The following is a 25869-nucleotide window of genomic DNA, read 5'->3' as shown; positions in this document are numbered from 1 at the left end:
CACCTGTCGCTGACCTGCACCGCGTCGGGCAACGCCCTTCGTATCGCCTCGCCGTAGGCACCCGAACCGTCCCGGCAGACGATCTCCACTCCGGGGTGGGTACGCAGCCACGCCTCAAGGGCGTCGGCACCGCGACCGGGCAGAACGTCGATGCGCTCGCCGGTCTCGGCGTCGGTGAGAATGGTGGCGTACCGGTGGCGGCGTTTCAGGGCGAAATCATCGATCCCGAGCACCCTCGGGATCCGCAGTGGTGGCAGTGGCAACCGCATGAGCAGCCGCAGCGCCGTGGACCTCGACACCGCGACGTCCAGCGCCTGTGACAGGCGAGCGCCCGCCCGGCCCGCTAGCTCTCTCACCACCGCGCCCAGTTGGCCGGTCAGCCGGCTGGTACGGCGCTGATAGCGCTCCAGCAGCCCGGGCACCTGTTCACGGAACGTCTGCCGTGGGCATCCCCGTGCCGGACAGACCAGCCGCCGCACTCGCACCGAGACCACCACCCGCCGCCCGTCGACCGGGACGTCCGCGACCGTCCGGCCGCAGAAGCCATGCACCTGGCCGGTCAGCACCCCGCACACTGGGCACGGCACCGGCTCATCCTGAGTACGGGCCATGATCCGAATGTGATCGTCCTTGTTCTCCACATCCTCAATGACCAGGGCAGACAGACCCGAAAACACCACACCCATCAGATCGTCGATCTCCAGCACGTCTCAGGCTGGCAGGTGATCACGCAGCGCCACCACCGAATACGGGACAGAGCCGAAAACCACACCACCCGTACAGTCCCCGCTACGGACGCAGTTCCAGGGAAATGTACGGGGACAGCGCGCGGAGGAAGTCGGGGGCGTCGAAGATCTCGCCGGCGGAGGCGACACCGACCGTCCTGGTCCGTCCGGTGAGAATGCGGTCAACCGCTTCCACCACAAGCGGCGCAGTGACGGCGTAGATGTCCTGGCCGCTTGCCACAGCGCGCCGTTCACTGCCGCCGGAGCGCACGATGACATCGACGAGGAAGGTCTGCGCGGACCGGCCACGCTCATCGACCGGGGCCGGCGTTGGTGTGTCCGGGTCCGATATGTCTCTGGCCGCCTCGACCGTCATGTAGGTGCGCACTTCGGGGATGGACAGGTGGCTGGGAACGGTGACGACGTCAGCCATCGTGAACTCCCCGATGACGGCCCGGGGCCCCATCGGGTCAGGGAAGAACCACTCCAGGGTCGGCGGGTCGTCATGGCGGTACTCCAGCCCCCCGTTCGTGTAGCGGACGCGTCGGCCGCCCCGCCGCTGCCGGGAGACCGCGCCCGCGACACGTGTCCCGGCGGTGGGGTGCCAACTGCTCAGCCCGTACGCGATGTGCGCCTCGTCAGCCGCGCTCCAGTCACCCATCGCGGCGGTGGCCAGCAGGTCGCCGAGGCCGCCGTAGAAGGCCATCGCAGGGACGATCACCGCTCCTGCGGCCCGGGCGCGGTCGGCGAAGTGCGTGAACGTATCGACGTTGGCCTCAATCTCGGCCGCCACATCCACATACGGGATCCCGGCGCGCAGTGCCGCCTCGATCACGGGGGCGGCCGTCGTGGCGAAGGGTCCGGCACAGTTGATCACGGCCGCCGCGCCGGCCAGTGCGCGGTCGAGCGAGGCCGGGTCACCGACCGACGCCGGGCGGGCGTCCAGCCCGGATTCGGACGCCGCCAGCATCTTCAGCTTGTCGGCGTCGCGGCCGGACAGAACCGGGACGAACCCGCGATCCCGCAGCTGTGCCACCACAAAGCGTCCGGTGTGCCCGTACGCGCCGAACACCGCCACCGTAATCCCCGATGTCATGGGTTCTCCCCCCATGCTCAAATGATCTGCTGTGATCTGTCGCGAACATCCTGACAAGGGCGGGCATCTCGACGCGAGTGTCCGGAACGCCATGACCCGTACAATTCCGGACATGGACACTGTCGCGCTGGCCGTCACCGACGGAATGCTGCACTTCGAACTGTCCCTGGCGTACGAGATCTTCGCCGCTGCCCCGGCTGGCGTAACGGTCCCCTGGTACGACGTCACCGTCTGCGGGCCAGTCGCCGTACGGGTCGACAGATTCCGGCTGGAGCCCGACCTCGGGCTCGACCAGCTCCAGCACGCCGACACCGTGATCGTCCCGGGCTGGGCCGACGTCGACGAGGACCCACCCGCCGACTTGGTCGACGCTGTGCGCGCGGCCCACGAGGCAGGCGCGCGCGTGGTCTCCCTCTGCACGGGCGCGTTCGTGCTGGCCGCCGCCGGCCTGTTGGACGGGAAGCGCGCGACCACGCACTGGGCGCACACCGAGGCTCTGGCCGCCCGCTACCCCCGGGTGGAGGTCGACCCGGACGTGCTCTACGTGGACAACGGCAGCGTGCTCACCTCCGCCGGCAAAGCCGCGGCCATGGACCTGTGCCTGCACCTCGTCCGCCTCAACCACGGCTCCTCGATCGCCAACGCGGTCGCCCGCCGCCTGGTCGTGCCGCCGCACCGGGACGGCGGCCAGGCCCAGTTCGTCACCACCCCGGTGCCCGCCCCGGACAACCACCCGCTCGCCGAACTGTTCCCCTGGGTGATCGAACGGCTGGACCATCCGCTGACCGTGGAGGACCTAGCCCGCCAGGCGCGGATGAGCTCGCGCAACCTGGGCCGCCACTTCAGGTCGGTGACCGGTACCACCCCGCTGCAATGGCTGCTGACTCAGCGGATCCGCCACGCCCAGGAGTTGCTGGAGACCACCGACGACAGCATCGACACCATCGCGGCGGCCACCGGCATGGGCACCGCCACGACACTGCGTCGGCATTTCAACCGCACGGTCGGCGTGCCTCCGGACACCTACCGCCGTACCTTCCGCTCGCGGACCCACCCCGGCCCGAACGACAGCGGGCAGCGCCACCAACGGTCACGTCCAGCGAAGTGGTGTATGAGTTGATCTCCGCGTGATCCTGTTTCTGCAGGTTAAGCGGTAAGCGTCTGTGGAATGGGTTTCTGCCGCGGAGTGGCAGCGTCCCGGCGCCTACGCACCGTCATTAATAGGGCAAACGTTGCCTGATGTGGCCACTACGGCAGCCACCATTCGTTAGCTGAGCTGGATTTATGCGATGACCAGGCGGGCATGACGGTGGAACCAGCGGGCTCGGGCTTGGTGGCGGCGTCGCCAAGCTGACCAGTGGGCGGTGTGTTCCAGCAACAGGGTGCGGGGAGCAGCGGCGCTGACCGCGCAGATGGCCAGGGCAGCCATGACGAGACCGTGCGCCGCCGGTTGCAACGCGAGCAATTGTCAATACCTGTGGATCGGTGGTGAGCGTTATTACGCCTCGAGGTCTTGGTGGCCCTCTTGGGCGAGTAGCTGACGGAGTCGTTTGATTTCGGCGATCAGCCGAGGGATGTCTTGGCGGGCGTCCGCGATGAACTGGGCGTTCTCATCCCAGCGTCCGTCGGCGACGTCGACGTAGCGAGGGTGCTGGATGAGGGTTGCGGCCACGATCTCGCGATGATCGAAGTCCGGCCACCGTTCACCATGGCCGGTATCGGGAACGGTGCTGATGGCCACAAGGTTCATGGCCGCCTCGTCGTCGAGGTGCCGGATGAACCACGGCCCTGGAGTTGCCGCCTCGGCGAGTTCTTCGATCGCGGCCAGTTCCTCATCGGTCAGCGGCTCGGGGGTTGTCATTAGGCTGCCCGCTCCTCACGTTCGACCAGGCGTCCCTTCTCAAAGCAGGCTCCGGCACGGACCAGGGCGACGAGGTGGATTGCGTTCACCGCTCTCCAGCGGGCCTGGGCGGACTCGATCAGCTTGAAGGCCATGGCCGGTCCGGCAGCGCGTGAGCCCGGCCCCTTGGTCACCTTGGTCCGGTGCCGGACGGTGGCGGAGGTCGACTCGATCGTTATCTTGAGCTTTCGATTTGATCATACTTGTGACGTGGGCGATTTCGTCGACAGCATTCTGGACTTGATCCGCCAAGACCGTGGCCTCGCCGAACTGCTCTGGTCGGTCTGCGAGTTTGACCTCACGCGCGGAGACCACGGAGAGCCGGTCAGCCTGTCGTCCGGACTTCCGCTGGACGGCGTTGCCGGCGACTTCACCGGCGGGACCTTCTTTCTGTGCGGCGATCGCAGCACGACTCGCCCAGTGCTGTATGCGAGCTCCGAGGGTCAGGCCGGCCTTGTCGGCGGAAGCCTCGCCGAAGCAATGGAGATCATGGTGGGCCTGCCGTGCTGGTGGGACTGCCTGAAGTTCTCCGGTGGCGGAGATCTGGCCGCGATGCAGACCGCAGCCGAACACCTGGAGCGAGACCTGGCGGAGGACCGTCCAGGAATCGGCGCGCAGCGGATCCAAGTCGCGACGGCGCTGTCGCTCGAACTGGCACCGATTCCGGTGTTGCTGACCCGACTGCGCGATGCGGTAGCCAGCACCGAACCAGATCATGTACTGACGGTCGAAACCGGTGAGCAGTACGAGTCCTTGTTCGGAACGTTCCTGCCGAGTCGAAATCCCGGCTGGCGTTGAGTCGGCACCGTTCCTCCCAACAAGGCCGACAGGTGCTGCGCGCTGACGGGAGCACGGCGCAGCGGTCGTATTTCTCTTGATGAGCCCGTCGAGCTGGGCGAGCTTGCTGGTGGCGCCGAGAAGGCTGACCTGGAGCCCTTCGACTTCTCCGAGCCAACCTTCGCGCTTCGCTTCGGCGATGCGGGCGATCAGGTGGGCGATGTGCGGTGGCAGGCCGTTCATGATGGCCTCGGTGACGAAGATCCTCCGGAAGTCGTGGGGTGAGAAGGTGAGGACCTCGCCGTCGGCATCGGTCAGGCCGGTGGCGGCCAGGGCGTTGATGAGCAGTTTTCGGATCGCGGTCGGCGTGAATGCACGGTGTTCGGAGCCGATGTCGCGTTGGAACAGCAGCGGCATCGGCGGGTTCCAGACCTTCTCGCGGACGTCGTAGGAGGCGACCAGTGGTATCGCTCCGTTGGGGGCGCGCAGGCGGCTGATGATGATGGCGCTGAGGATGTCGGCGAGCGTCGGAGGCGCCCACGCGGACCTCGAGTCCGTCAGACAGCCGCCTGCGCGCTGGTGCGGGCACGCAGACGGCGTAGCATCCTGGCGTCCTCGTAGCCGACCTCGCGCGCCGCGACCTCAGTCGTCGCCCCCTGCCCGATCAGGTGCTCGGCTCGCTCCAGCCGCAGCGCGCTCTGGTACGCCAGCGGCGTCAGGCCTGTCGCGTCACGGAACAACCGGGTCACGGTCCGCTCGCTGCAGCCCGTCGCCGCGGCGAGCAGGCTGAGCGGCAGGCGCTCGGCGAAGCGCGTGTCGATCAGGTCCTGGACACGGTGCACGGTCTCGTCGACGTGCGAACGATGCCGGAACATCATGCTGATCTGCCGAGCCGCGCCGGCACGGTGGGCGTGGACCACCATGGCGCGCGCCACCTGCCCCGCGGTGTGCGGGCCGTGGCGGGTGCTGAGAAGATGCAGGGCCACGTCGATGCCGCTGGCCACTCCCGCGGAGGTCACGACCCGCTCATCTGCGACGTACAGCACGTCCCTGACCACGTGCGCCTTGGGGTACAGGCGCGCCAGTTCGTCCTGGATCGTGTGGTGGGTGGTGCAGCGGCGTCCATCGAGCAGTCCGGCCTTGCCGAGCGCGTCGGCGCCCGCGCACACACCGGCGACCGTGCCGCCGGTCGCGTGATGCTCGCGCAACCGATGAAAGGTTTCGGCGTCCGCCATCCGCGTGGGTCCGCGCCAGCCCGGCACGATGACGAGGTCGCCGGCGTCGAGGTCGGGCCATTCCTCCTGGGCGCGGAGCGGAAGCCCCTGCACGGTGGCGACGTCCTTGTCCGCGGAGACGTAGACGATGTCGTAGGCGTGGCCGAGATCCACCGCCGTAGAGAAGACCTGGGCGGGTCCTGCCACGTCGAGGAGGTGGACCAGTGGAATGAGAAGGAAGACGACACGCGGCATAGTCGCTGAACCTAACCTCCGACTAGCTGATCAACGGTTCGGATGGTGGCGAACCGGCCGGCCAGCGCGTACTCAGTGCGAGCGATGATATCGGCCACTCCTAGAGTCCGCGGGTCCTGCACGAGCTGCGAGAACGGCAGATCCGCCGGTGCGTCGCGGTGCGGGATCGGGCTCGTCGCCGTGGCGTCGGTGGCGAAGACGACATCGAATCCCAGGTCTGAGGCGATCCGGGTGGTGGTCTCGCAACACTGCTCGGTCCTGATGCCGCACACGGTCAGTCCCCTGATGTCCTTGGTGGTGAGCAGCTGGTGGAGGTTCGTGGTGGTGAAGGCGTTATGCGCCGTCTTGGTGATGACCGGCTCGCCCGCGAGAGGGGCGAGTCCCTCCATCAGGCGGACGTACCCGCGGGCCGGGTCGAACACCGTGCCTGATCCGGGCCGCGAACCCAGCACCCACGCGATCAACTCACCTTGTGCCCGCGCGGCTGCCACCAGCCGGTTGACCTGCCTGACGATGTTCGGCTCCGAGACGAATTCCCAGTCGGGAAGCTGCCGGAAGGACTCCTGGACGTCGATGACGACGAGTGCTCTGTTCACCCGTCCAGGATCCGGCGGCGAAGGCCGCGTGTTGAAGGCACTAATCGGGCAGCCTGCGGACCGATCTGGCGTACCGACACTCAAGCCCCGCCACCCACCAGGCCCGGCCAGCAGCCACCCGGGGACCCCGGCATGATCCCGCTGACGATCGCGGAGATCAAGCGCCTGTTCAACGCCGCCGACACCAAGCACGCGCCCGATGGTTCCACGCCGCGCCCGCTTGACCACCGCATACATCCAGCTCAGCTAACGAATGGCGGCTGCCGTACTAGAGCAGTTCGTTCTGGGCGCGCAGCCAGTCCATGGCCACCGGGATGGCGCCGAGGATCGAGATGTGGCCGTCGCGGGGGCGCAACCAGAGCTCAGACAGCCGACAGTTCCGCACCAACCAGTCGGCATGCGCGGGCGGCACAATTCGATCCTGACCCCCCTGCACGAGCAGGACAGGCGTGTCGATCCGCGTCACCTCGAAGCCCCACGGAGCGACGAAGGCCAGGTCATCGTCGATCAGCCCGTCGGGGCCGGCGGCATTCGCCCGCACAGCGTCAGTGCCCAACGAGGCCCAGGTGTCTTTCAGCGCCGCCCAGTCCGCCGGGGTGAAGCTGTTCTCGTCAAAGTCGTCGGAGGCCGCATAGCGTTCTCGCGCTCCGCGTCCCGCGGCGGCCGCGCGCAGACCACCGTCGGAGATCATGCCCGCGTACCAGTCGAAGCTCTCGGTGAACGGAGCCAGCCCGGCCAGGCAGACCGCGCCCATCACTCGATCAGGCAGGAGGGCGGCACACGCGAGGGCGTGCGGACCCCCGCCGGACGCACCCATCACCGCGATCCGGGCGATGCCCAGTGCGTCGAGGATCTGTCCGACGTCGGCGGCCGCCGACGCGACGTCCCGGCCCGGATGAGGGCTTGACCCGCCATAGCTGGGCCGGCCGTACGACAGCAGCCGGATGCCCCGTGCCCCGGCGGCCGACACCAGCGGTTCGAGAAGAGCGCCGGTCTGCGGCGAGCCATGGTGCCAGAGCAGTGTCAACGCGTCGGGCGCGTCCCCACCGCCGGTGTCATGGACCCGTACCAGCCGGCCATCCGTCAGTCGTACATCCCGCTCGGACACCATGGACGGGCCCCCTAGGGCAGATCAGAAGAGTGGGCGTGACGCGATGCCGGGTGTGTCGCCGTGGCCGCGTCGAGCAGGATCCGCGCCAGCTCGCGCGGCTGGGAGAACATCGGCCAGTGGCCGGTGTCCATCTCGACCAGCCGCCAGTGCTCGCTGGTCAGCAGCTTGGCCACGTCGTCGTTCGGCTTGTCGCCGTCGAGCAGGCATTTGATGTACGTCGCCGGAAGCTCCCCGAGCGGGCGTGCCAGCACGGCCGGTTCGGTCAGCGTGGCGCCCGGGTGCGGCGTCGAGCCGCCCACGATCCGGGCGATCTGTTCGCCGGTGAGGCCCTGGCCGTCGGCGTCGGCTGCGGTCAGCGGCGCCCAGAAGCCCTGGTTCTCGGCGATCGAGGCCTCCATCATCGCCCGGCCGTCCGGCCAGCCGGACAGAAATGACTCGCCGTTGGCTGGAACGTTGGAGTCGACGAAGACCACGCGGGCCAGCCGGTCGCCGATCCGCTCGGCGGCCTGACCGATCGGGATGCCCGAGTAGCTGTGCCCGACCAGGATGACGTCGCGCAGGTCGTGACGTTCGACCTCGTCGACGATGTCCTGGACGTGGGTCTGCTGCCCGGCCGGCACGCCCTGCTTGTCAGCGAGACCGGACAGCGTCAACGGGTGGGCGCCGTGGCCGGCCGCACGCAGCTCCGGCACCACCTCGTCCCACGCCCACGACCCGAGCCACGCACCTGCGACCAGTACGAATTCCGTCATGGCGGCAACGTAGCGGAGCAGTCCGACAATCTCAGTGCCGATCGCCGCGTGAGACCTCACGCCGAGGCGCCGGGAACGCAACCGCGACGCAGACGCGTGATCTTCCGCGTTGACAGGCGACTGTCGCGTGCGTGTAATAGAGCAGGTGTCGCGTGACGCCGGCCAAAGAGCAGTGGGCCGGTCGGCGATCGGGCGAACACCCTTCACTCAGGGAGTCCGCCATGAGTTCATACTCCGCGCCCTGTACATGACGTAGCGCAGCCGCACGTCGTCTTTCGCCCCATCACACTTCCCGGCACCGTCACGTGTGACGTGTGCCGTGCGTCTGCCATTCCCGGAGAAGAAAACCGTATGCCCACGTCTTTCAATCAATCGGTCATCGAGGAGTTCCGCGCCAACGGAGGGATGGTCGGTGGCCCCTTCGAAGGCGGGGATCTGCTCCTGCTGACGACCACCGGCGCGAAGTCGGGGATCGAGCGGACCACTCCCCTCGGTTACGTCCGCCACGGCGATTCCCTGCTGCTCATCGGGTCCAACCTCGGTGCCCAGCATCACCCCGGCTGGTACCACAACCTGCTCGCCCACCCCGTGGTACGGGTGGAGATCGGCACCCAGACCTTCCAAGCCCTCGCGGTCCCCGCTGAGGGGACCCGGCGCGAGGAACTGTTCGAGCATGCCGTGCGGGTGGCTCCCGGATATGGCGACTACCAGGCCCAGACCACCCGGCCCCTGCCGGTCGTGGTGCTGAAAAAGATGTCAACGGAGCTGAACGCGCACCTCGACTACGAGGAAGAGTCGCTTCTCCCCCTCCTGGCCGAGGTTCCGTGGCCGCCGGCTCCTCCCGCGAACACGGCCGAAGACAGCTAGGACAGCAACACCTGACAGGGGCCCGCGGGGGGCTGAACTCCGCCGCGGTGCCCGTCACGTACTCAGCATCATGCGCGGAATGGCCTTACGGCTCTTCGGGGAGGTCAGTCCCTGCCCTGCCATGTCGTCACGCACGCCTCGTTGCCCTCCGCGTCCGCCAGCACCCAGAAGGCGGGTGCCCTGGTGTCGGACAGAAGTACTCCGCCCACGGCCAGTGCGGCCTTGACCCGGTGGGGTGCCTCATCATGCGGAACGGAGATGTCGAGGTGGATCCGGTTGCGTTGCGGTCGCGGCCCGTCCATCTGCTGGAACCAGATCGCCGGCCCCTGACCGACGGGATCGACCAGCGGATCCGTACTCCCCGATGCGCCGGCCTCGTCGCCGTAGCCCATGACCGCCTTCCAGAATGGGCGGATCGCCGCGATATCGAGCGCATCGATCGCGAGCTCGACCATCTGGACCGACCGTGATCCCCGGCTGTCGACCTCGGCGTCGGTACGCAACCCGAGCCTGCTTACGACCGCGGAGATCCGATGAGCGAGCTCGATCTCAAGCGGTGTCACCCAGCCGGTGGCCGGCGACTGCAGCGTGAGAACCACCCGATCCCGGCGGAGGTCCATCCACAGACTTACCTCGCCGCCGTCACCGGCCGCGGCCACCGCGCGTGCGGCGACCTCGGCCGCCTGCGTCAATGACGCCACCGGCACCGACGTCCGTACGACCCCCAGGACGTAACGCCACCCCAGGTCATGGACAGCCTCGGAGATCTCCCGTCGGCTCAGTCTCTTTCCGGAATTCCCAGGCTCCTGATCCACCTCAGCATGATCGCATGACCCTCATGCCGCCGGAAGGCGCAGCTCGACCAAGCCGCCCTGTGAGATCTTGGCAGTCAGGCTGCCGCCTGCGGTATCGGCCAGCCTGCGAGCCAGGGCCAGACCCAGACCGGCGCCCTCACCAGGCCTGGCCGCGCTTCCCTGGGCCCCCGGCCCGAAAACGGCCTCCACCTCGTCAGCGCCGAAGCCAGGCCCATCGTCGGCGACGGTGAACATCACGTGGTTCTCATGGTGCGAGACGCCGAGTACGACCGTCGAACGCCCGTAACGCAAGGCGTTGTCCAGCAACGGCTGGAGCATGCGCAGGACCACCTCACGGTCGCATCCGACGACCAGATTCGCAGAGCGCCCCAGGTCGAGCCGGATCTCTCGTCCCGGCGCGTGGCACGCTCGCACCGCCTCGACCGCTTCGACCGCCACGTCGGTGGCTGTGGACGTGCCGGTGGACGGGTTGATGCTCTGCTGCGCCAGGCCGATCAGGGTTTCGAGCGCTTCGGCCATCCGGTCGGTTCCGTCGAGGACATGCCGAAGGGCGGCCCGCAGTTGCGCGACCGAGCGTTCCTGACGGAGCGCGATCTCGGTCTCCAGCCGTAGCTGGGCAAGCGGGGTACGCAGCTCGTGCGCGATCTCCGCGGTGACGCGCTTCTCGTGGCGGAGCGCCGCGGACAGCCGGCCGAGCAGGCTGTCCAGGGTCGAGGCCAGCCCCGTCAGCTCGTCGCGGGGTGGCCCGAGACCGAATCTGCGGTCGAGATCCCGCTCCGACCACGTGGCGGCCTGGGTGGTCATCTGCGCGACCGGCCGTAGGGCCTGGGTCACCGCGCGGCGGACGAAGAGCGCACCCAGTGCGAGAATCAGGACGTCGAAGACCAGTGCGCCGATCAATGCTGTGCGCTCAGCGTTCTCGTACGGGACCAGCGACAGGGCGACCACTACCGTGGCGTCGGGCGTCTCGGCGTCGTGCAGGGGCAGGGCCAGCATCCGCGTATCCTCGCCGGCATCACGGAACGTGGCACGCGAGGAGGTTCCGAGATCTTGCGCGAGCCGATCCAGCCGGCTTGGCCTGGACGGGGCACTGACCAGGGCGCCGCCGGAGTCGAACACCCATAGTCCATTGTCGAGGGCCTCGTCGAAGGGCGTCTCCGTGAGCACCAGCCGACCGTCCCGGGTCGTGACCGTAGCCGCCGCCGCCTCTGCACGGGCCCTCAGGACACCGTCGGCGTTCCCCTCCAGTCGCCAGGAGAGCACCGCGTAGAACCCGATGGTCAGCGCCGCGAGTGCCACGGCGAGCATGGCTGTGGCTGTGACGACGAGCCTGCGGCGGATCACGTGATCGAGTATCCGACGCCGCGAACTGTCGCGATCGCCGAGGCTTGGCCGATGCCGTCGAGCTTGCGGCGGAGCCGCACGATGTAGGCGTCCAGGGTGTTGTCATGCACCATGGCGCCTGGTGGCCAGGCCGCGTGAATCAGCGAATGACGGCGGACGACCTCCCCGCGGCGCGCCAGCAGAGCCGCCAGCAGACGGAACTCCGTCGGAGTCAGGAGGGCCCCGCGGTCGCCGTGACGCACCTCGTGGGCCGCAGGATCAAGATGAAGCCCGACGGATGCCCGAGGGAGACCGCTGCCGCGCCGTACCAGGGCGTGCAGCCGTAGGACGAGCTCCTCGAAATGGAACGGCTTGGGGAGATAGTCATCGGCACCGGAGTGAAAGCCCGACAACCTGTCTGTGACGCTTCCCCGCGCGGTCAGAAACAGCACCGGCGCCTGCACACCACGCGCCCGCATGGCCAGGCAGAGATCACGGCCGTCAACGTCGGGAAGGCCGATGTCGACGACGAACACGTCGGGGGACGAGTCTCCGATACAGCGCAGCAGATCAGTCCCGCTGGACACGCAGATGGGGATCTCGAATCCGTCCTCGCGCAGACCGCGGCTCAGCACGCTGCGAAGGGGCAGGTCATCCTCGACGATCGCGACGCTCGGAGCCAAGAGATCGTTCCCCCCTTTCACACGGCGGTCGGGTGCGGTACGCCAGATTACGCGACGCGTGAAAGTGATAAAGGACAATGTCGCCTGCGACGCAGTCAGGTTGTGTTCAGGTGCGGCATGTCAGCCTTGCCCGCATGATGACTACCGCACGACATGAGATCTCCTGGTGGGGCAGGGAAACAGCCAACAAGGTCCCAGCGGTCACGATCTACTTCTGGGTCATAAAGATCCTCTGCACAACCGTGGGCGAGACCGCCGCCGATTTCCTCAACACCAACCTGAACCTGGGCCTGACCAACACCACCTACATCATGGCCGGCCTACTGATCGTCACCCTGTTTTTCCAATTCAGGGCTCATAGGTACGTGCCGGGAATCTACTGGCTCGCGGTAGTCCTGATCAGCGTCGTCGGCACGCTGATCACCGACAACTTGACCGACAACTTCGGGGTCTCGCTGGAGACCACCACGACCGTCTTCAGCTTCGCGCTGGCCGCGATCTTCGCGGCGTGGTACGTCAGCGAGAGAACCCTGTCCATCCACACCATCCACACCTCGCGGCGCGAGATTTTCTACTGGGCGGCCATCCTGTTCACCTTCGCGCTGGGAACGGCAGCGGGTGACCTCGTGGCCGAGCGTCTGGATCTGGGATACCCCGTGTCAGCCCTGGTGTTCGCCGTGCTGATCGGAATCGTCACCCTCGTCTATGCCACGTTCAAACTGAACGCCATTCTGACCTTCTGGATCGCCTATATCCTCACGCGCCCCCTGGGAGCCTCGCTGGGGGACTACCTGTCGCAGCCGAGCGACGACGGCGGTCTGGGGTTGGGGACGGTCGCCACCAGCGCACTGTTCCTGGTCACCATCGTGAGCTTCGTCCTCTTCCTGACCATCAGCAGGAGAGACCAGGAAAATCGCCGCCCGGTGCGGGCAGGACAGCGGGGCGCCCGCAATTCACTCAAGGGGGCGTCGAGTGGCCATGTCGGCTCGGACAGGGGCAGCGCCTTCCCCTCGAAGTGAGGACACCAATGCCGTCGGCGTGAAGGTGACGGCATTGACGCCCACCCCTCGGGAGGAACCTCAGATCGGCCTCAGACACCCGCTAAGGCCGTGAATCCGAACTAAGACGCCTGACACGTTCTGCTCCTCGGCCCCGATCCATCAGTAGACCGAAGGCGAGGGGGCTGCATGAGTTCTGCACTGTGGACAGAGGCCGTTAAAGCGATACCCAACCTGGTCGTCGCCCTGCTGACGCTTTCCCTCGGGTGGTTCGTCGGCAATCGCCTCACCGCTCGCTGGGACGAGCGCAAGAAGCGCCGAGAGCTCGATCTCGTGGCTCTCAGCGTCTTCTATGAGATCTACGGACAGTTCTTCGCCATATGGAAGCTATGGAGCGGTGCCCGCAAGGGCCTCCCTGAGAATGACGAGTTCCGGCGTGAAGTGCTGGGGCGTGCTGCCGAGGCAGAGGGCCGGCTGGAGTCGCTTCTTGTCAGGATCGCCTCTGAACGAGACCTCTCTGACCGTGACTGCATTCTTGTGGGCTGCTTCCGGCAGGGCTTTCAGAGCCTTCGTGAGTCGATTCGGAACAATGAGGACCTCCGGTCACGGCTCTACACGATGAGCGGCAAAGAGAGACTGCCGGTACGGTGGACCGGCTCGGAAGCCCCGCCCTATATCGCGTTCAAGGCTCTGGCCGCCTACACCGCCAATCTTCTCGCCAAGAGCAGCAGCCCGGCTACCAAGGCGGAGTCCGCTTCTTCTACCCTCAAGAAGATCACCAGCAATCGACTGGAAGGGACATGGGTCGCCGAGGCGTTCACGCTCCTCGACCTCAAAAGCCCAAGCTGGCCGATCAAGCAAGCTGCTGTTAGCAAGGGTGTTAGCAAAAGGCCCACACCGGTGTCCGGTGAGGGCCTCTGAGCTGGAGTCGCCTTGGGGAATCGAACCCCAGACCCCTTCATTACGAGTTAGAACACGATCGTCCAGGAGCGTCCACCATCGTCTTCCGGTCCTGGTCGAGCGGCCTCTACGGAGTCCCTCAGTCCATGGTCGTCCAGGTCGATCCAGACCTGTTGTCAGCATCCGCGTTCGCAAGATCACGCGGCGGTGGTTCATGTCTGAGGCTGATCGTCCTTCACCCGGCCGCGGACCACCACGGCACCCAGCCAGCGGTCATGAAGAACACGGCCTTCCGGATCGAGGAGCATCCACAGCCCGTCCGCGAGGAGGCACAGCAGCCCGACGTCGGGGACGAAGGCGAGGAGGGGGAAGACCAGCGTGCGAACAGCCGCCTTCCCCTCGCCCGATCGTCCGCCCGTTCGCGCGGCGACGACCCGAACACCCAGCAGCCACTTGCCCAGCGTCCGCCCCCACAGGGCGTGCTGTACCCAGAAGTAGAGGAACAGCCCAGACAGGACGGCCAGCTCCGCGGGCTTCACGCTGCTCTGGAACACGTCGACCCGCCCCAGGAGCCCGAACCCCACCCTGAACCCGGAGCCGGTGCCGATCAAGGACCAGGCCGGTCCCGCCACGACATCCAGGACGGTAACGGCGATCAGATAGTCGGCCAGGGCCGCCGCCGGTCGACGCCATGCCGTCCCGGCCTGTGACGGGACCGGATCTTCTCCACTGAAAGGTCGTATCGCTCGCGACGCCCCCTGCGCTCGATCAGTGCCAGGCACCTGTTGGTCGCGATCTTGTACAGCCACGGCCGGACCGAACCGCGGTCCTCGAACCGCTCCAGACCGCGCCAGGCTCGGACCAGAGCCCCCTGTACGGCGTCCTCTGCGTCATGGACGGACCCCAGCATCCGGTTAGCAGTGCGCGTGCAGCTCGTCCCGCAGCGGTCCGACCAGACGTCCGAAGGCACCGTCGTCACCGGCCCGAGCCGCAACCAGGAGTTCCGCCGCAGTGGACTCGTCCGCCCAGCTCCCATCAATCCGCACTAACCGCCCCCATCCCGACCCGAGGTACGGCCCTTTCCCAAGCTCTTAGCCCTTTACCGTTGGGATTAGCACGCGCAGCACGTGCTAATCCCAACGGTAAAGGCGGTCCCCGGTCAGGCCGGGCCAAATCGACGTCGGCTGACCCCATTGCTGTATTTCACCGCTGCACAAGATCGACAAAAGCCCTGGGGCTGGTACGCCGCCCGCCCGCCTGCTTGGCTGATGCCATGATGACTCTCCAGCGCCGCGCCCGGTCCTCCCGGCGCGCCTTGGTGAAACTGATCGTGATGACGCTCCTGTTGGGTACCGCACTCGCTGCGGGCGCGTTGTGGGCGCTGGCGACGCTGGGAAATTCGATGTTGGAGTGGGTGCCGCAGCTTCCTGACTAGATGGTCCGGCTCAGCTCATCCGGCGCCAGCGTGGAGGCGCCCAGGTCGTCGGTCGCCGGCTGGCGAGGCCTCACCTCCTGTCCCCCGGGCCTTGGGGAACGGAGACCGGCGGACCGTCCCCCACCGATGTCGGCAACAGGGCGACCACCGACCATCCATACCCGGGACCCGGTCCCGTCGAAATGCGCCAGTTCCACCCCGGCGGGGGCATCAGCGCAGCTGACGACCCCGCACCCGCATCGGCGGCGGACCAGCCGATGTTCAGTCACCCGCGCTGAGGGGGAGAAACCAGTACGTCGCTTACTAGTGTCTAAGAACATGTTTGAGAGGTGATCATGCTGTTCAACGGATGTATTCGAGTGAGCAGCGTGCGCGCCCCCGAGTGGGACAGTCGCGGCTGATGCGGCGGGTCATCTGGTGGAGCGCGGTCCGACCGATCAGCGGTCGCGAGACGCCGTGCATGGTCGCGGGCGAACCGGCGGTGGATTGGCAGTTAGGTCGACGTCTGTTCCACCGGCTGCGGTCGGGGCCTTCGGATGCGTACCACCGGCCATACCGTACGGCCTTCTTACCTATTGATCGAACTAGGCGGCTCAAGACATCAGGAATTTCGACTGCCAGGAATACGGGGATCCGGAATGTCGTCGCTGAATTCTGCGCAAGACGGGTCCAGTTTCGACCAGATGTTGTCCAAGGCCTTCAAGGTGGGGCTGGATCTGCCTGCGGAAACCGACGTGACCACGTTGGTCTTCGGGCAGCATCAACACTGGGATTCGCTGGGCCACATGTCGCTCGTCATCACTCTTGAAGAAACCTTCGGGGTATCGCTTGGGGAGAAGGATGTGCTGGAGATCGACAGTTACGCCTCCGCTGCCGCCGTCCTGAGGTCCAAGGATCGCGCCGGCTCATGAGACCAGCGCTTCTGAGGTGGTTAGACCGGCCACCGTCTGGTACGGCCCTCGTGGATGTGCGCGCCGACCGGAGCTGGACCTATGCCGAGCTCGCGGCCGATGTCCTCCGACGAGCCGCGGCCATCCCCAGCCGACACAAGTCCCTGGTGGCCTGCCTATGTCGTCCGGACGCGCAGTCAGCCATCGCCTATCTCGGCGCGATGGCGGCCGGCCACGCGGTCATGATGCTCGATGGCGCCGCTGACAGGGACGCGATCGACCGCCTCCTGGATCTCTACCAGGTCGAGTTCCTGCTGGATGGCGATGGCTGCGAACGGCTCCACCTTTCGGACGGGCCCATAGACGACGAGCTGGCGGTCCTCCTCAGCACGTCAGGAAGCACGGGCAGCCCCAAGTACGTAAGGCTCAGCCGACACAACATCGATGCCAATGCCGCACAGATCGTCCAGATCCTCGACATCGACGGCGACGAACGGGCTGTACAGGCCCTTCCGTTGCATTACTCCTACGGACTTTCGGTCCTCAACTCCCACCTGTTCGCCGGGGCGTCAGTCGTGTTCCCTGGTGCCAACCTCGTGCAGCCACGGTTCTGGGAGGCCATGAGGGACCACGCGTGCACCTCCTTGGCCGGTGTGCCCTACACCTACACAATCCTCACCCGGGTCGGCTTCGAGGACACCGCCCTGCCGGACCTGCGGACCCTGACCCAGGCCGGCGGCCGGATGGAGCCTGAGACGGTGCTCCACTTCGGACGTCACATGATCGAACGGGGCGGACGGCTCGTCGTGATGTACGGCCAGACCGAGGCGACCGCGCGGATCGCGTATGTACCGCCCGACCGGGTGCTGGACAAGCCGGATCGCGTGGGTGTGCCGGTTCCCCGTGGCCGCCTGTCGCTCGCCGACGACGGTGAACTGCTCTATGAGGGGCCCAACGTCATGCTGGGGTACGCGCGACGGCGAGCGGATCTCGCCTCCGGCGACTTCAACCGCGGCCGGCTCGCGACGGGTGACCTCGCCAGCGTCGACGACAAGGGTTTCTACTCGATCGTTGGCCGTAAGCGCCGCATAGCGAAGCTGAGCGGTCAGCGCGTGAACCTCGACGAGCTGGAGGTGTTGTTGGTGGCACATGGCCGGGTGGCCGCCCTGGAACTGTCGGGGCGGCTGGTCCTGGCGCGGGCGGCTGGTGACGCCACGACGTCGAGGCGTGAGCTGTCGCAGCACGCGGGCGAGCTCATCCGCATACCGACCCGTTTCATCCGCGTCCTCGACGTCGATCGGCTCCCGCTGACCAGCACCGGCAAGACCGACTATGGAACGCTTGCAGACGAACTGGCGACCAGTGATGACTGATACCGGTATCCGCGTCGACACCTCTCCTGCGGGGCAGGACGACACAGTGGAACAAGACGAGATCGAGCGACTGATCCAGTCGAGCAGAAGGGTCATCGGCTACGTGGCCCCCGACGTCGAACCGGGTGTCGACGTGGCAAGTTGGATCAATATCAGCCGATTCGTCGACGCGTCGGGTGATGACAACCCGCTTTACCTCGATGTGCGGTACGGCGCGAGCTCGGTCCACCACACGATGCTCGCGCCCCCGACGTTCGTCCTGGCGGTCCGCGCGCCGGCCTCGGCCGGGGTGCTGGACCTGACAGAGCACCGGCTGACCGGCACGCTAAGCTCGTTGCACCTTAGCTGGGACGACACCGTCCGGCTGGGTGATGCCCTCGTCGGGCGCGTCTGCGTGAGCGATGTCACCCGACGCCTCGCCGCGGCCGGCCAGGCCCGGGCCTGCGTCCTCTCCACCGTCGAATACCAACGCAACGGAGTAGGGTTCGCGCGCGGTTGGGCGGAGGTTGAGGTTGCCACGCTCGACGAGGACCCTTCGTTGTTCCCGCGCCGCTCGATCCACCGGTACGAGCCCGCCGACGTCGAGCAAATGGTGCGGGAGCTGGACACCGAACAGCCCTCCCGAGGCGCGGTCCCGCGCTTTTGGAGCGACGTTGCCGTGGGGGAGGCGACACCGACCATCCTGAAGGGTCCGCTGACGCTGTCCGACCTCGAGCTGTGGGTCTTCGCCGAGGGCCGCCCGGTACGAGCCGGCAACCTGCACTACGCGCGGCTGGCCGAGCTCAAGGGACGGCGGGCGGCGAATCCGGTCACCGGGTGGCCGGTCTGGGACCGGGCCGAGACCTCGCTGGATTCCGCGGCCACGGCTCCCGCCGGGCCCAGCGCGCCCGGAGGTCTGCTGTTCACGCTCGCCGGCCAGCATGTGACGCACTGGATGGGTGACGACGCGTTCCTGCGGCAGTTGAGCGTGCGCATCATGCAGCCCTTCCGTTATGGCGACGCTCTGCGGCTGACCGGAACGGTCATCGACCGCCACACAGCGACCGATGAGGCGAGGACCCGTTACCACGCGATCACTCTCCGGGTGGTGGGAAGGAACCAGCTCGGCGAGCCCGTCGTGGAGGCTCACGCCGTCGTGTTCTTGCCGGACCACGGAAAGCCGGTCAGGCTCCCCGTACGGGGAGGACTGACCTGCGATGCACCCCTGGAGAACTGATGCAGACGTTCGACGAAGCCCTGGCAGAGTTCATCGAGCGAAGCAGGCAACTCCTCCACAAGGAAAGCTCTGAAGACCGCCCGCCGCCACATCCCGCGCCCTTGGATCCCAACGCCGTCCCTGTACCCAGCGCGCTGATCTTGACAGAGGATCTGATCCGGCGGTACGCCTACGCCATCGGCGAGGACAACCCGCTCTACACGGATCCGACCTATGGGGAACGGTCCTGGCTGGGCAGTCAGGTCGCCCCTCCGACCATCCTCATCCACGCCCGTTTTCCGGCCGACCATGGTGCGCAGCGACCGCAGGGATATCCCGTGGCGAACTTCCTGTCGGGGGTAGCGTGGGAGTTCTACGACGTGCTGCGTCCCGGCATGCGTTTCACCTCGTCGAAGATCCCACGCGAGCTCATCATCGCCCGTGGGCGGCAGGGGCAGGTCATCTTCCATCATTCCGAGACCTTCTATTGGACCAACTGCGGTGCGCTGACAGCGAAGGCCTACGGACGCCTTATCCATTTGCCGGTGGAGCAGATGGGTGGGACCCGGGTGATGCCGGTCGAGCGGCTGGGCGAGCGGATGCTCTACAACCACGAGCCTCATCACTACTCAGCCGCTGAGATCGAGAAACTCAGCGAGGCGCTTGAGAAGGAGCAGCGCCGGGGTGCTCGCGTGTTGTCCTGGGAGGAAGTCGACGAGGGCGACGAGCTGCCGAACATCGTGCAGCCCCCGTACAGCATCCACGACGCGTTGACCTATCAGTCGCTGGACCATGGGCTCCTCGCCACCCTGGAAGGCACGCGCCTGGTGCGTGCGTTCCGGCCTGCCTACCGGCGGTGTCGCCAGCACCCGGCCTTCGCCCGGACCCATCCCGTGACCGGATGGCCCTACACCCCCTACGACGAGCACGAGGACAGGTATCTCGCGCCGTATCGGTGCCAGCCGCTGCCCTTCGACTTTGGCATCCAGCGCGCGCAGGCACCGATCCGGCTGCTCACCAACTGGGCGGGCGACAACGCGTTCGTGCACCGCATGTACACCACCATGAACAGGCCGATCTTCTACGGCGACGCGGCGATCTACGGGGGGAAGGTGATCCGCAAGTACGTCGCGGAGAAGACAGACGCAGCGGGGCGGACCGTGTCGTACCCGGCGGTGGCCGTCGAGATCGTCGGTCTCAACCAGCGCGACGAGGTCCACTGCCTCGGTTACGCGACCGTGTTCCTGCCCTCGGCGGCCATAGGCCAGCCGGTCCTGCCGGTTCCCCATACCGACCGCCCGGAGTACGTGCCATTCGACGTGCACCGTCGGGCTGGATGGTTCTAGGGATCCCCGCCGGTCGCACTACACCCCGCCCCGGGCGCACTCCTATGGGGCTGCCGCCGACCGCTCGGGGTTGGCCTGGCGAGCAGGGGTGAAAAGGGCGATCCCCGCGATGAGCAGGCAACCCGCGCCGACGATCCGGCAGACCATGGTGACGCCGTACCGTCCGGCGGCCCAGCCGAGCACCGCCGCGCCCGCCGGCCCCAGGGAGAAGTGGATGGTCCAGAAGGCCGAGGTGACCCGGCCGAGCAAGTGATCCGGGGTCACCTGCTGGCGTAACGACATCGAGCAGATCCCCGCCACGCTGACACAGCCGAGGTAGACGGCTGCCAGAGCGGCGGCGCTCCAGACGCCGCCGGAGGCTCCGAACCCGGCGACGGCGAGTCCGCACAGTCCATACGCACCGATCCAGGATCGGCCGAAGCCCGTTGTCCTGCGCAAAGGAGCGGCAAGGGTCGCGCCGGCGATCGCGCCGAACGCGGCAACCCCCAACACGGTCCCGACGGTGGTATCGGGCTCGCCGAGATCGTGCTTCAGGTGGTAGATGATGACGTCCGTCAGGCCGAACGTGAGAAAGGTGGAGAAGGAGAGCAGGACGGTCAGTGTGCGCAGCACCGGGTGCCGCCACAGAAACCGGGCTCCGGTCAGCAACTCTTGCCAAGACCCCTGGCGAGGCGGCGAGGCGGCGTCGGCCGAGCCCGCAGCTCGCCGGCCAAGCCGGATGAAGGAGATACCGAGCGCCGACACCCCGAAGGTCGCCGCATTGATGCCGATCGCGGCGGCCGGGCCGAACCGTCCAGCGACCACGCCCGCGAGCAGCGGCCCGAGGACCCCGGCAGCTGCGGCTGTCGCGTAGAGCCGGCCGTTCCCCTCGGTGACGCGGTCGTCGCCGACGAGACCGCGCACCACGGTCACGTAGCCGACCTGGAAGACCATTCCCACGGCTTCGCCGATCGGCAACACCACGTACAGCAGCCAGACCTGCGGACCGAATGCCCAGGCCAGCGCGACAAGGCCGTACAACACCATCCGGGCGAGGTCGCAGCAGATCAGCAAGGTTCGCCGGTCGAGCCGGTCCACCAGGATCCCGGCGAAGACACCGGTGCCGATCGAGGCCGCACCCGACACGCCCGTCAGCAAACCCATCTGCGCGACGGACCCGGTCGCGTGCAGCACCAGCAGCGGGACGGCGATATAGGCGAACGAGTCTCCAGCCACCGAAAGCGTCTGGGCGCCCCAGAATATGCCGAAGTCGCGGTCGCGCCACAACGGGCGAGTGGGCTCGCCATCCGGGTCCTTCGTCTGCGTCACGCGGGGATCCTGCCGTGAAGGCTGGACGTCCGGGGGATAGCACTCTGGCGCGCGCTGAACGTACCGGCCTTGGCAGCGTACTTCGTCAAGTCCTACCAGCGTCGGTGGTCACGCCTCAAGGGACACGTTGAACCGCCCCGACTTTGATGGAGACCTCAACGGTTGATTCCGACGGGTTCGTTGGGCTGGTATTGAGCGTAGTAGAGAGCTTCGAACTCCTCCGGTGGCAGGTGCCCGGTCGCTGAGTGCAGGCGGGTGGCGTTGAACCAGGCGACCCATTCGGCGGTGGCCAACTCGACGTCGGCCAGGCTGCGCCAGGGCCCTCGGGGCTTAATCAGCTCGGTCTTGTAGAGGCCGATCTGCGATTCCATCAGTGCATTGTCGAGCGCATCGCCGACGGTGCCGATGGAGGCGACGTAGACCACGCCGCTTGGTTCACCAGGAGGAGGCCGTACCGGCCATGGACGGTTGGCAGCCCCAACATCAGCTCTCAGTAGAGCTCGACCTCCCAGAACTCGAGGTCTGGTTCTCCGGGAGGAAGCGTCCCTGTGCAGTACTGGTAGAGAAACGTCGCGGCGCGGCGTTCGGCATACTTTTCGTTGATCGGCTCTCCGTGCTCGTCGAGTTCGAGGACGTTGGCGAAGATGGCGAAGCAGGTCTCCATCTGGGAGGGCGAATCCTTCAGCTCGCCCCAGTAGTTGATGCCCTCCAGCATCGGGTGGCCGACCGAGCCACGCGCAACCCAACCGGCAAAGCGACGGATCGCTCCTGACGCCCCTTGGCTGAGGTGGGAAGACATGCGCGCAACCTACCGGTGCCATCAGTTCGTGATCTACCGCCTTGCCACGGCGCCGCGTCCTGAACTCGGCGCGACCGCGCGTTCGACCTCACCGTACGTCGTCACGCGATGTGACGCCCGGCCGGCGGCAGTTGAGGCGGTTTCAGGCGCCCCGAGTCATGGATCGACCGCCGTCAGGGCTCAGTCCTTTGATCGTGGGCATGCGCCCGGCGGCCAGGCGTCCGGCTTAGGTCGGTGTAAAAAATTCTAGACACGATGTCAAGCATCGGTTACCTTCGTGGTGTCAAACATTTTGTACACCGAGGGGCTGGCCATGGCACATCGAGAGAAGCGCGCGTGGATCATGTTGGTGGTTGCCGTGGTGGCGTACGCGGTCTACGTGACGATCGTCGTGAGCCGCGCAGGCGGGCGGCAATTGACCGAGGTCCCGTACGCCGGGGTGCTGCTGTGGACGGTGGGTGCGTCGATCATGGCAAACATAGTGGCCGAGATGGCGATCGGCATGGTGAGCCCGAAGGCGTCGCGCGTGGCCGACGCGCGGGACCGGCAGATCGGCCAGCTGGGCGACCACGTCGGCCAGTCGTTCCTCGTGATCGGTGCGGTCGCGGCGATGCTGATGGCGATGGCGGGGTGGGACCGGTTCTGGATCGCCAACATGATCTATCTGGCGTTCGTGCTGTCGGCGGTCCTCGGCTCGGTCGCGAAGATCGGCATGTACCACGGGCGGCTGCCGCAGTGGTGAAGCCGACCCGCGTGACCAACTCGATCCGGGCGCTGCGCTTCGCGCACGACGAGATGACCCAGGCCGAACTCGCCGACCGTATCGGCGTGACCCGGCAGACCGTGATCGCCATCGAGCAGGGCCGGTACTCGCCCTCCCTCGAGACTGCCTTTCTTATCGCGCACGTTTTCGGCGTGCGGCTCGACGACGTGTTCCAGCACCCCAACACCCCCGAGGAGACACCATGAAAGCGATCGTCCAGGACGTGTACGGCCCCGCCGACGTGCTGCAGCTGCGCGACATCGACCAGCCGCCGGTCGACGACGACGAGGTGCTCGTCGGGGTCCGCGCCGCCGGTGTGGACCCCGGTGTATGGCACCTCATGACCGGCCGCCCGTACCTGGTGCGCACGTTCGGGTTCGGCCTGCGCCGACCCACCGTTCCGGTACGCGGCCTCGACCTCGCCGGCGTGGTTGAGGCCGTCGGCGCGGCCGTCACCGACCTGCGCCCTGGTGACGAGATCTACGGCGTCTGCGAGAGCGGCTCGTACGCCGAGTACGCCACCGCCCGCCGCCAGCGGCTGGCGCACAAGCCGGCCAACCTCTCCTTCGCGCAGGCCGCGGTCACGCCCATCTCCGGCACCACCGCGCTGCAGGCCGTGCGCGACTGCGCCAGCGTCCAGCCCGGCCAGCAGGTGATGGTCATCGGCGCCGCGGGCGGCGTCGGCAGCTTCGCCGTGCAGATCGCCAAGGCGTACGGTGCCACCGTGACCGGCGTGTGCAGCACGGGAAAGGCCGACCTCGTCCGATCCCTCGGCGCCGACGACGTCATCGACTACACCCGCGACGAGATCGACCGCCACGGCGCCCGCTACGACGTCATCATCGACACCGCCGGCAACCGGCCGCTGCGGCTGTTGCGGCGCGCGCTCACGCCCCGCGGGACGCTAGTCCTCGTCGGCGGCGAGAACGGTGGCGGCCCGCTGCTCGGCGGCTTCGACCGGGCGATGCTGCGCGCACCGCTGCTGTCGATGGTCACGCGCCAACGGCTGCGCGGCCTGATCGCCAAGGTACGCACCGCCGACCTCGACGAGCTGCGCCGGCTCATCGAGTCCGACGCTGTCACGCCAGTCATCGACCACACCTACCCCCTCGTCGCCGCGCCCGACGCGATCCGGCACGTCGCCGGTGGCCACGCGAAGGGCAAGGCCGTCGTCACCGTGTAGATACGCGCCGCCTGCCGGCGACGGAACACGCGATGTTCTGTTGGCAAGGTGTTAGCAAAAGGCCCCCACCGGTGTCCGGTGGGGGCCTCTGACCTGGAGCCGCCTTGGGGAATCGAACCCCAGACCTTCATTACGAGTTAAGGGACGATCGTCCAGGACCGTCCACCGCCGTCTTCCGGGCCTGATCGGACAGGCTCTGTGAGGTCTCTCAGTCCATGGTCGTCCAGGGCCATCCAGATCTGTGGTTAGCATCCGCGTTAGCAAGATCACGCAGATGATGTCGGGTCAGGTCTGCGGCTGAGCGTTCTTCACCCGGTCGCGCACCACCGCGGCACCCAGCAAGCGGTCATGAAGAACCCGGCCTTCAGAATCGAGGAGCATCCACAACCCGTCCGCGAGGAGACACCACAACCCGACGTCGGGGACGAAGGCGAGGAGGGGGAAGACCAGCGTGCGGAGCGCGGTCCTGCCCGCGCCCAGCCGTCCGCCCGTCCGCGCGGCGATGACCCGAACACCCAGCAGCCGCTTGCCCAGCGTCCGCCCCCACAGGGCGTGCTGCGCCCAGAAGTAGAGGAACAGCCCGGACAGGATGACCAGCTCCTCGGGCTCCGTACCGATCTGAAACAGGTCGACCCGCCCCAGAAGCCCGAACCCCACCCTGAACCCGGAGTCGATGCCGATCAAGGACCAGACCGGTCCCACCACGACACCCAGGACGGCAACGGCGATCAGGTAGTCGGCCAGGGCCGCCGCCGGCCGACGCCACACCATCCCGGCCTGTGACGCAGCCGGCTCTTCTCCGGTGACGGGCCGCATCGCGCGCGACGCGGCGAACACCAGCCCCGCGGCCGCCAGGAGACACAGCTGGGTGATCCCCCAAGCACCGGCCACCACGCTGAACCAGTCGGCGCTGAGCAGCGGGATTGTCCCGCCGCAGGGGTGCGGCTCGCTGTATAGCGAGGTAAGGGGTCCGATGACCGCGATCAGGACGAGGAGTCCCGCCACCCGCCGGCCTGTTACCCCGGGATCTCTGCGGCCGAGACACGTGAGGAGGCCGAGGAGGACCACGAGAGCGGGTACCGCCCAGTCCTCCGCGTTCTTCATGACCGCTTCGAGATCACGACGCAGCGGGGCAAGCGGTGACAGCCCCGATCTACTGCTGAACTGGCACACGTACCCGTAGATCTGGGTGGACTCTTCATGGGTCCGGGCGAACTCCTCAAGATCGAGTCGCTCGCGCCACAGTTCCCATGTCGGGAAGGCTGCGACAGCCGCAGCCGCCACCCACGCCGACAGCGCTGACCGCGATAGCCGGGAGAACTGCGGCACAATGATCCTTTCGCCCTGGCGGGCGACACCTTACGATGCCCCGGCAAGCAACAGAGACACGATGGCCGGGTCCGGCACCGCACCACACACCTGAGAAGGATCAGAGACGGTTTCCCACCGGGCTACGGTGTGGCCTTTCGGTCAGCGCTCGCGTTACAGGATCTCCATCGCCTGGAGCGTGTTTGAGAAGGGCTGATAACTTGACGAGGTTGTCGTTTATTGACGGATGGCCCGGG

General features: G+C 67.1%; 29 protein-coding genes and 2 pseudogenes. 13 read left to right on the top strand and 18 right to left on the bottom strand.

What is annotated here, in order from left to right:
• Nucleotides 1-677: ISL3 family transposase (locus tag ACIN94_RS28600; RefSeq protein WP_400712519.1), on the bottom strand; the 677-nt coding region annotated here is incomplete at its 3' end.
• 112 nt (nt 678-789) lie between these two features.
• Complete coding sequence (locus ACIN94_RS28595; RefSeq protein WP_400712498.1) at nt 790-1821, bottom strand: saccharopine dehydrogenase family protein; 1032 nt, start codon at nt 1819-1821, stop codon at nt 790-792.
• A gap of 112 nt (nt 1822-1933) precedes the next feature.
• Here ACIN94_RS28595 and ACIN94_RS28590 point away from each other — a divergent pair, with 112 nt between their 5' ends.
• On the top strand, nt 1934-2941 hold the full coding sequence (locus ACIN94_RS28590; RefSeq protein ID WP_400712495.1) for a helix-turn-helix domain-containing protein: 1008 nt from the start codon (nt 1934-1936) through the stop codon (nt 2939-2941).
• 162 nt (nt 2942-3103) lie between these two features.
• Here ACIN94_RS28590 and ACIN94_RS28585 read toward each other — a convergent pair whose 3' ends face one another.
• The 3 genes and pseudogenes from ACIN94_RS28585 to ACIN94_RS28575 form a co-directional block, all read right to left on the bottom strand.
• Entirely contained in the window at nt 3104-3250 is a 147-nt protein-coding gene (locus tag ACIN94_RS28585; protein ID WP_400712492.1) for a hypothetical protein, read from the bottom strand.
• A 69-nt stretch (nt 3251-3319) separates the two neighbouring features.
• On the bottom strand, nt 3320-3682 hold the full coding sequence (locus ACIN94_RS28580; RefSeq protein ID WP_400712489.1) for a hypothetical protein: 363 nt from the start codon (nt 3680-3682) through the stop codon (nt 3320-3322).
• Nucleotides 3682-3894: pseudogene (locus ACIN94_RS28575) on the bottom strand (IS256 family transposase); the annotation flags it as partial. The gene ACIN94_RS28580 and the pseudogene ACIN94_RS28575, both read right to left, overlap by 1 nt.
• Before the next feature lie 37 nt (nt 3895-3931).
• Between ACIN94_RS28575 and ACIN94_RS28570 the strand changes: the two are divergent.
• Nucleotides 3932-4519, top strand: coding sequence for a hypothetical protein (locus ACIN94_RS28570; RefSeq protein WP_400712486.1), 588 nt, complete (start codon nt 3932-3934; stop codon nt 4517-4519).
• 536 nt (nt 4520-5055) lie between these two features.
• Here the strand turns inward: ACIN94_RS28570 and ACIN94_RS28565 are convergent.
• The 4 genes from ACIN94_RS28565 to ACIN94_RS28550 form a co-directional block, all read right to left on the bottom strand.
• A complete protein-coding gene (locus ACIN94_RS28565) occupies nt 5056-5967 on the bottom strand; it encodes a GlxA family transcriptional regulator (RefSeq protein WP_400712483.1) in 912 nt (303 codons plus the stop codon).
• Nucleotides 5968-5978: 11 nt separating this feature from the next.
• Complete coding sequence (locus tag ACIN94_RS28560) at nt 5979-6563, bottom strand: isochorismatase family protein (RefSeq protein WP_400712481.1); 585 nt, start codon at nt 6561-6563, stop codon at nt 5979-5981.
• 268 nt (nt 6564-6831) lie between these two features.
• Nucleotides 6832-7674, bottom strand: coding sequence for an alpha/beta fold hydrolase (locus ACIN94_RS28555; protein ID WP_400712478.1), 843 nt, complete (start codon nt 7672-7674; stop codon nt 6832-6834).
• 11 nt (nt 7675-7685) lie between these two features.
• The gene (locus ACIN94_RS28550; protein ID WP_400712475.1) at nt 7686-8426 is read right to left on the bottom strand and encodes an alpha/beta fold hydrolase; all 741 of its coding nucleotides are present in this window, start codon (nt 8424-8426) and stop codon (nt 7686-7688) included.
• A 351-nt stretch (nt 8427-8777) separates the two neighbouring features.
• On the opposite strand from ACIN94_RS28550, the gene ACIN94_RS28545 reads away from it, so the two are divergent.
• Nucleotides 8778-9293: a nitroreductase family deazaflavin-dependent oxidoreductase gene (locus ACIN94_RS28545; protein WP_400712472.1), complete on the top strand. Its 516-nt coding sequence runs from the start codon at nt 8778-8780 to the stop codon at nt 9291-9293.
• A 104-nt stretch (nt 9294-9397) separates the two neighbouring features.
• Here ACIN94_RS28545 and ACIN94_RS28540 read toward each other — a convergent pair whose 3' ends face one another.
• The 3 genes from ACIN94_RS28540 to ACIN94_RS28530 are packed head-to-tail and all read right to left on the bottom strand — an operon-like array spanning nt 9398 to nt 12114.
• Nucleotides 9398-10108 (bottom strand): VOC family protein, encoded by a 711-nt coding sequence (locus tag ACIN94_RS28540; RefSeq protein ID WP_400712469.1) that lies wholly within the window; start codon nt 10106-10108, stop codon nt 9398-9400.
• A 21-nt stretch (nt 10109-10129) separates the two neighbouring features.
• Nucleotides 10130-11452: a sensor histidine kinase gene (locus ACIN94_RS28535; RefSeq protein WP_400712466.1), complete on the bottom strand. Its 1323-nt coding sequence runs from the start codon at nt 11450-11452 to the stop codon at nt 10130-10132.
• Entirely contained in the window at nt 11449-12114 is a 666-nt protein-coding gene (locus tag ACIN94_RS28530) for a response regulator transcription factor (RefSeq protein WP_400712463.1), read from the bottom strand. Before ACIN94_RS28530 ends, ACIN94_RS28535 begins: the two co-directional genes overlap by 4 nt.
• 110 nt (nt 12115-12224) lie before the next feature.
• On the opposite strand from ACIN94_RS28530, the gene ACIN94_RS28525 reads away from it, so the two are divergent.
• Both ACIN94_RS28525 and ACIN94_RS28520 read left to right on the top strand, forming a co-directional pair.
• The gene (locus ACIN94_RS28525; protein WP_400712460.1) at nt 12225-13133 is read left to right on the top strand and encodes a hypothetical protein; all 909 of its coding nucleotides are present in this window, start codon (nt 12225-12227) and stop codon (nt 13131-13133) included.
• A 168-nt stretch (nt 13134-13301) separates the two neighbouring features.
• Nucleotides 13302-14033, top strand: coding sequence for a hypothetical protein (locus ACIN94_RS28520; protein WP_400712457.1), 732 nt, complete (start codon nt 13302-13304; stop codon nt 14031-14033).
• Nucleotides 14034-14224: 191 nt separating this feature from the next.
• Here the strand turns inward: ACIN94_RS28520 and ACIN94_RS28515 are convergent, their stop codons facing one another.
• Nucleotides 14225-14653, bottom strand: a complete 429-nt coding sequence (locus ACIN94_RS28515) for an RDD family protein (RefSeq protein ID WP_400712516.1) — start codon at nt 14651-14653, stop codon at nt 14225-14227.
• A gap of 14 nt (nt 14654-14667) precedes the next feature.
• Nucleotides 14668-14922 (bottom strand): sigma factor, encoded by a 255-nt coding sequence (locus tag ACIN94_RS28510; protein WP_400712454.1) that lies wholly within the window; start codon nt 14920-14922, stop codon nt 14668-14670.
• Nucleotides 14923-16085: 1163 nt separating this feature from the next.
• Between ACIN94_RS28510 and ACIN94_RS28505 the strand changes: the two genes are divergently transcribed.
• The 4 genes from ACIN94_RS28505 to ACIN94_RS28490 all read left to right on the top strand — a co-directional run bounded on the left by ACIN94_RS28505 (nt 16086) and on the right by ACIN94_RS28490 (nt 20251).
• Nucleotides 16086-16358 (top strand): acyl carrier protein, encoded by a 273-nt coding sequence (locus ACIN94_RS28505; RefSeq protein ID WP_400712451.1) that lies wholly within the window; start codon nt 16086-16088, stop codon nt 16356-16358.
• On the top strand, nt 16355-17710 hold the full coding sequence (locus tag ACIN94_RS28500) for an AMP-binding protein (protein WP_400712448.1): 1356 nt from the start codon (nt 16355-16357) through the stop codon (nt 17708-17710). Before ACIN94_RS28505 ends, ACIN94_RS28500 begins: the two co-directional genes overlap by 4 nt.
• A 46-nt stretch (nt 17711-17756) precedes the next feature.
• The gene (locus ACIN94_RS28495; RefSeq protein WP_400712445.1) at nt 17757-18926 is read left to right on the top strand and encodes a MaoC family dehydratase N-terminal domain-containing protein; all 1170 of its coding nucleotides are present in this window, start codon (nt 17757-17759) and stop codon (nt 18924-18926) included.
• Between the two features lie 140 nt (nt 18927-19066).
• A complete protein-coding gene (locus tag ACIN94_RS28490) occupies nt 19067-20251 on the top strand; it encodes a MaoC family dehydratase N-terminal domain-containing protein (RefSeq protein ID WP_400712442.1) in 1185 nt (394 codons plus the stop codon).
• Nucleotides 20252-20293: 42 nt separating this feature from the next.
• Here ACIN94_RS28490 and ACIN94_RS28485 read toward each other — a convergent pair whose 3' ends face one another.
• The 3 genes and pseudogenes from ACIN94_RS28485 to ACIN94_RS28475 all read right to left on the bottom strand — a co-directional run bounded on the left by ACIN94_RS28485 (nt 20294) and on the right by ACIN94_RS28475 (nt 22358).
• The gene (locus ACIN94_RS28485) at nt 20294-21559 is read right to left on the bottom strand and encodes an MFS transporter (RefSeq protein WP_400712439.1); all 1266 of its coding nucleotides are present in this window, start codon (nt 21557-21559) and stop codon (nt 20294-20296) included.
• 155 nt (nt 21560-21714) lie between these two features.
• Nucleotides 21715-21969: pseudogene (locus ACIN94_RS28480) on the bottom strand (integrase core domain-containing protein); the annotation flags it as partial.
• A gap of 80 nt (nt 21970-22049) precedes the next feature.
• A complete protein-coding gene (locus ACIN94_RS28475; protein ID WP_400712436.1) occupies nt 22050-22358 on the bottom strand; it encodes a hypothetical protein in 309 nt (102 codons plus the stop codon).
• 292 nt (nt 22359-22650) lie between these two features.
• Between ACIN94_RS28475 and ACIN94_RS28470 the strand changes: the two genes are divergently transcribed.
• Genes ACIN94_RS28470 through ACIN94_RS28460 form a run of 3 tightly spaced genes read left to right on the top strand, consistent with a single transcriptional unit; the run spans nt 22651 to nt 24304 of the window.
• Entirely contained in the window at nt 22651-23100 is a 450-nt protein-coding gene (locus ACIN94_RS28470; protein WP_400712433.1) for a hypothetical protein, read from the top strand.
• 11 nt (nt 23101-23111) lie between these two features.
• Entirely contained in the window at nt 23112-23327 is a 216-nt protein-coding gene (locus ACIN94_RS28465) for a helix-turn-helix transcriptional regulator (RefSeq protein ID WP_400712430.1), read from the top strand.
• Nucleotides 23324-24304: an NAD(P)-dependent alcohol dehydrogenase gene (locus ACIN94_RS28460; RefSeq protein ID WP_400712427.1), complete on the top strand. Its 981-nt coding sequence runs from the start codon at nt 23324-23326 to the stop codon at nt 24302-24304. Before ACIN94_RS28465 ends, ACIN94_RS28460 begins: the two co-directional genes overlap by 4 nt.
• Nucleotides 24305-24589: 285 nt before the next feature.
• On the opposite strand, the gene ACIN94_RS28455 is transcribed toward ACIN94_RS28460, so the two are convergent.
• Entirely contained in the window at nt 24590-25633 is a 1044-nt protein-coding gene (locus ACIN94_RS28455) for an RDD family protein (protein WP_400712424.1), read from the bottom strand.
• Between ACIN94_RS28455 and ACIN94_RS28450 the strand changes: the two genes are divergently transcribed.
• Entirely contained in the window at nt 25625-25819 is a 195-nt protein-coding gene (locus tag ACIN94_RS28450; RefSeq protein ID WP_400712513.1) for a hypothetical protein, read from the top strand. The two genes, ACIN94_RS28455 and ACIN94_RS28450, sit on opposite strands and share 9 nt — an antisense overlap.
• The last annotated feature ends 50 nt before the right edge of the window (nt 25820-25869 follow it).

Origin of the sequence: Streptosporangium sp. NPDC087985 (assembly GCF_044741965.1) — a bacterium.
In the GTDB taxonomy this organism is placed as follows: Bacteria; Actinomycetota; Actinomycetes; order Streptosporangiales; family Streptosporangiaceae; genus Streptosporangium.
The sequence above is the reverse complement of the archived record's forward strand: the minus strand, read 5'-3'. Positions and strand labels throughout refer to the sequence as shown.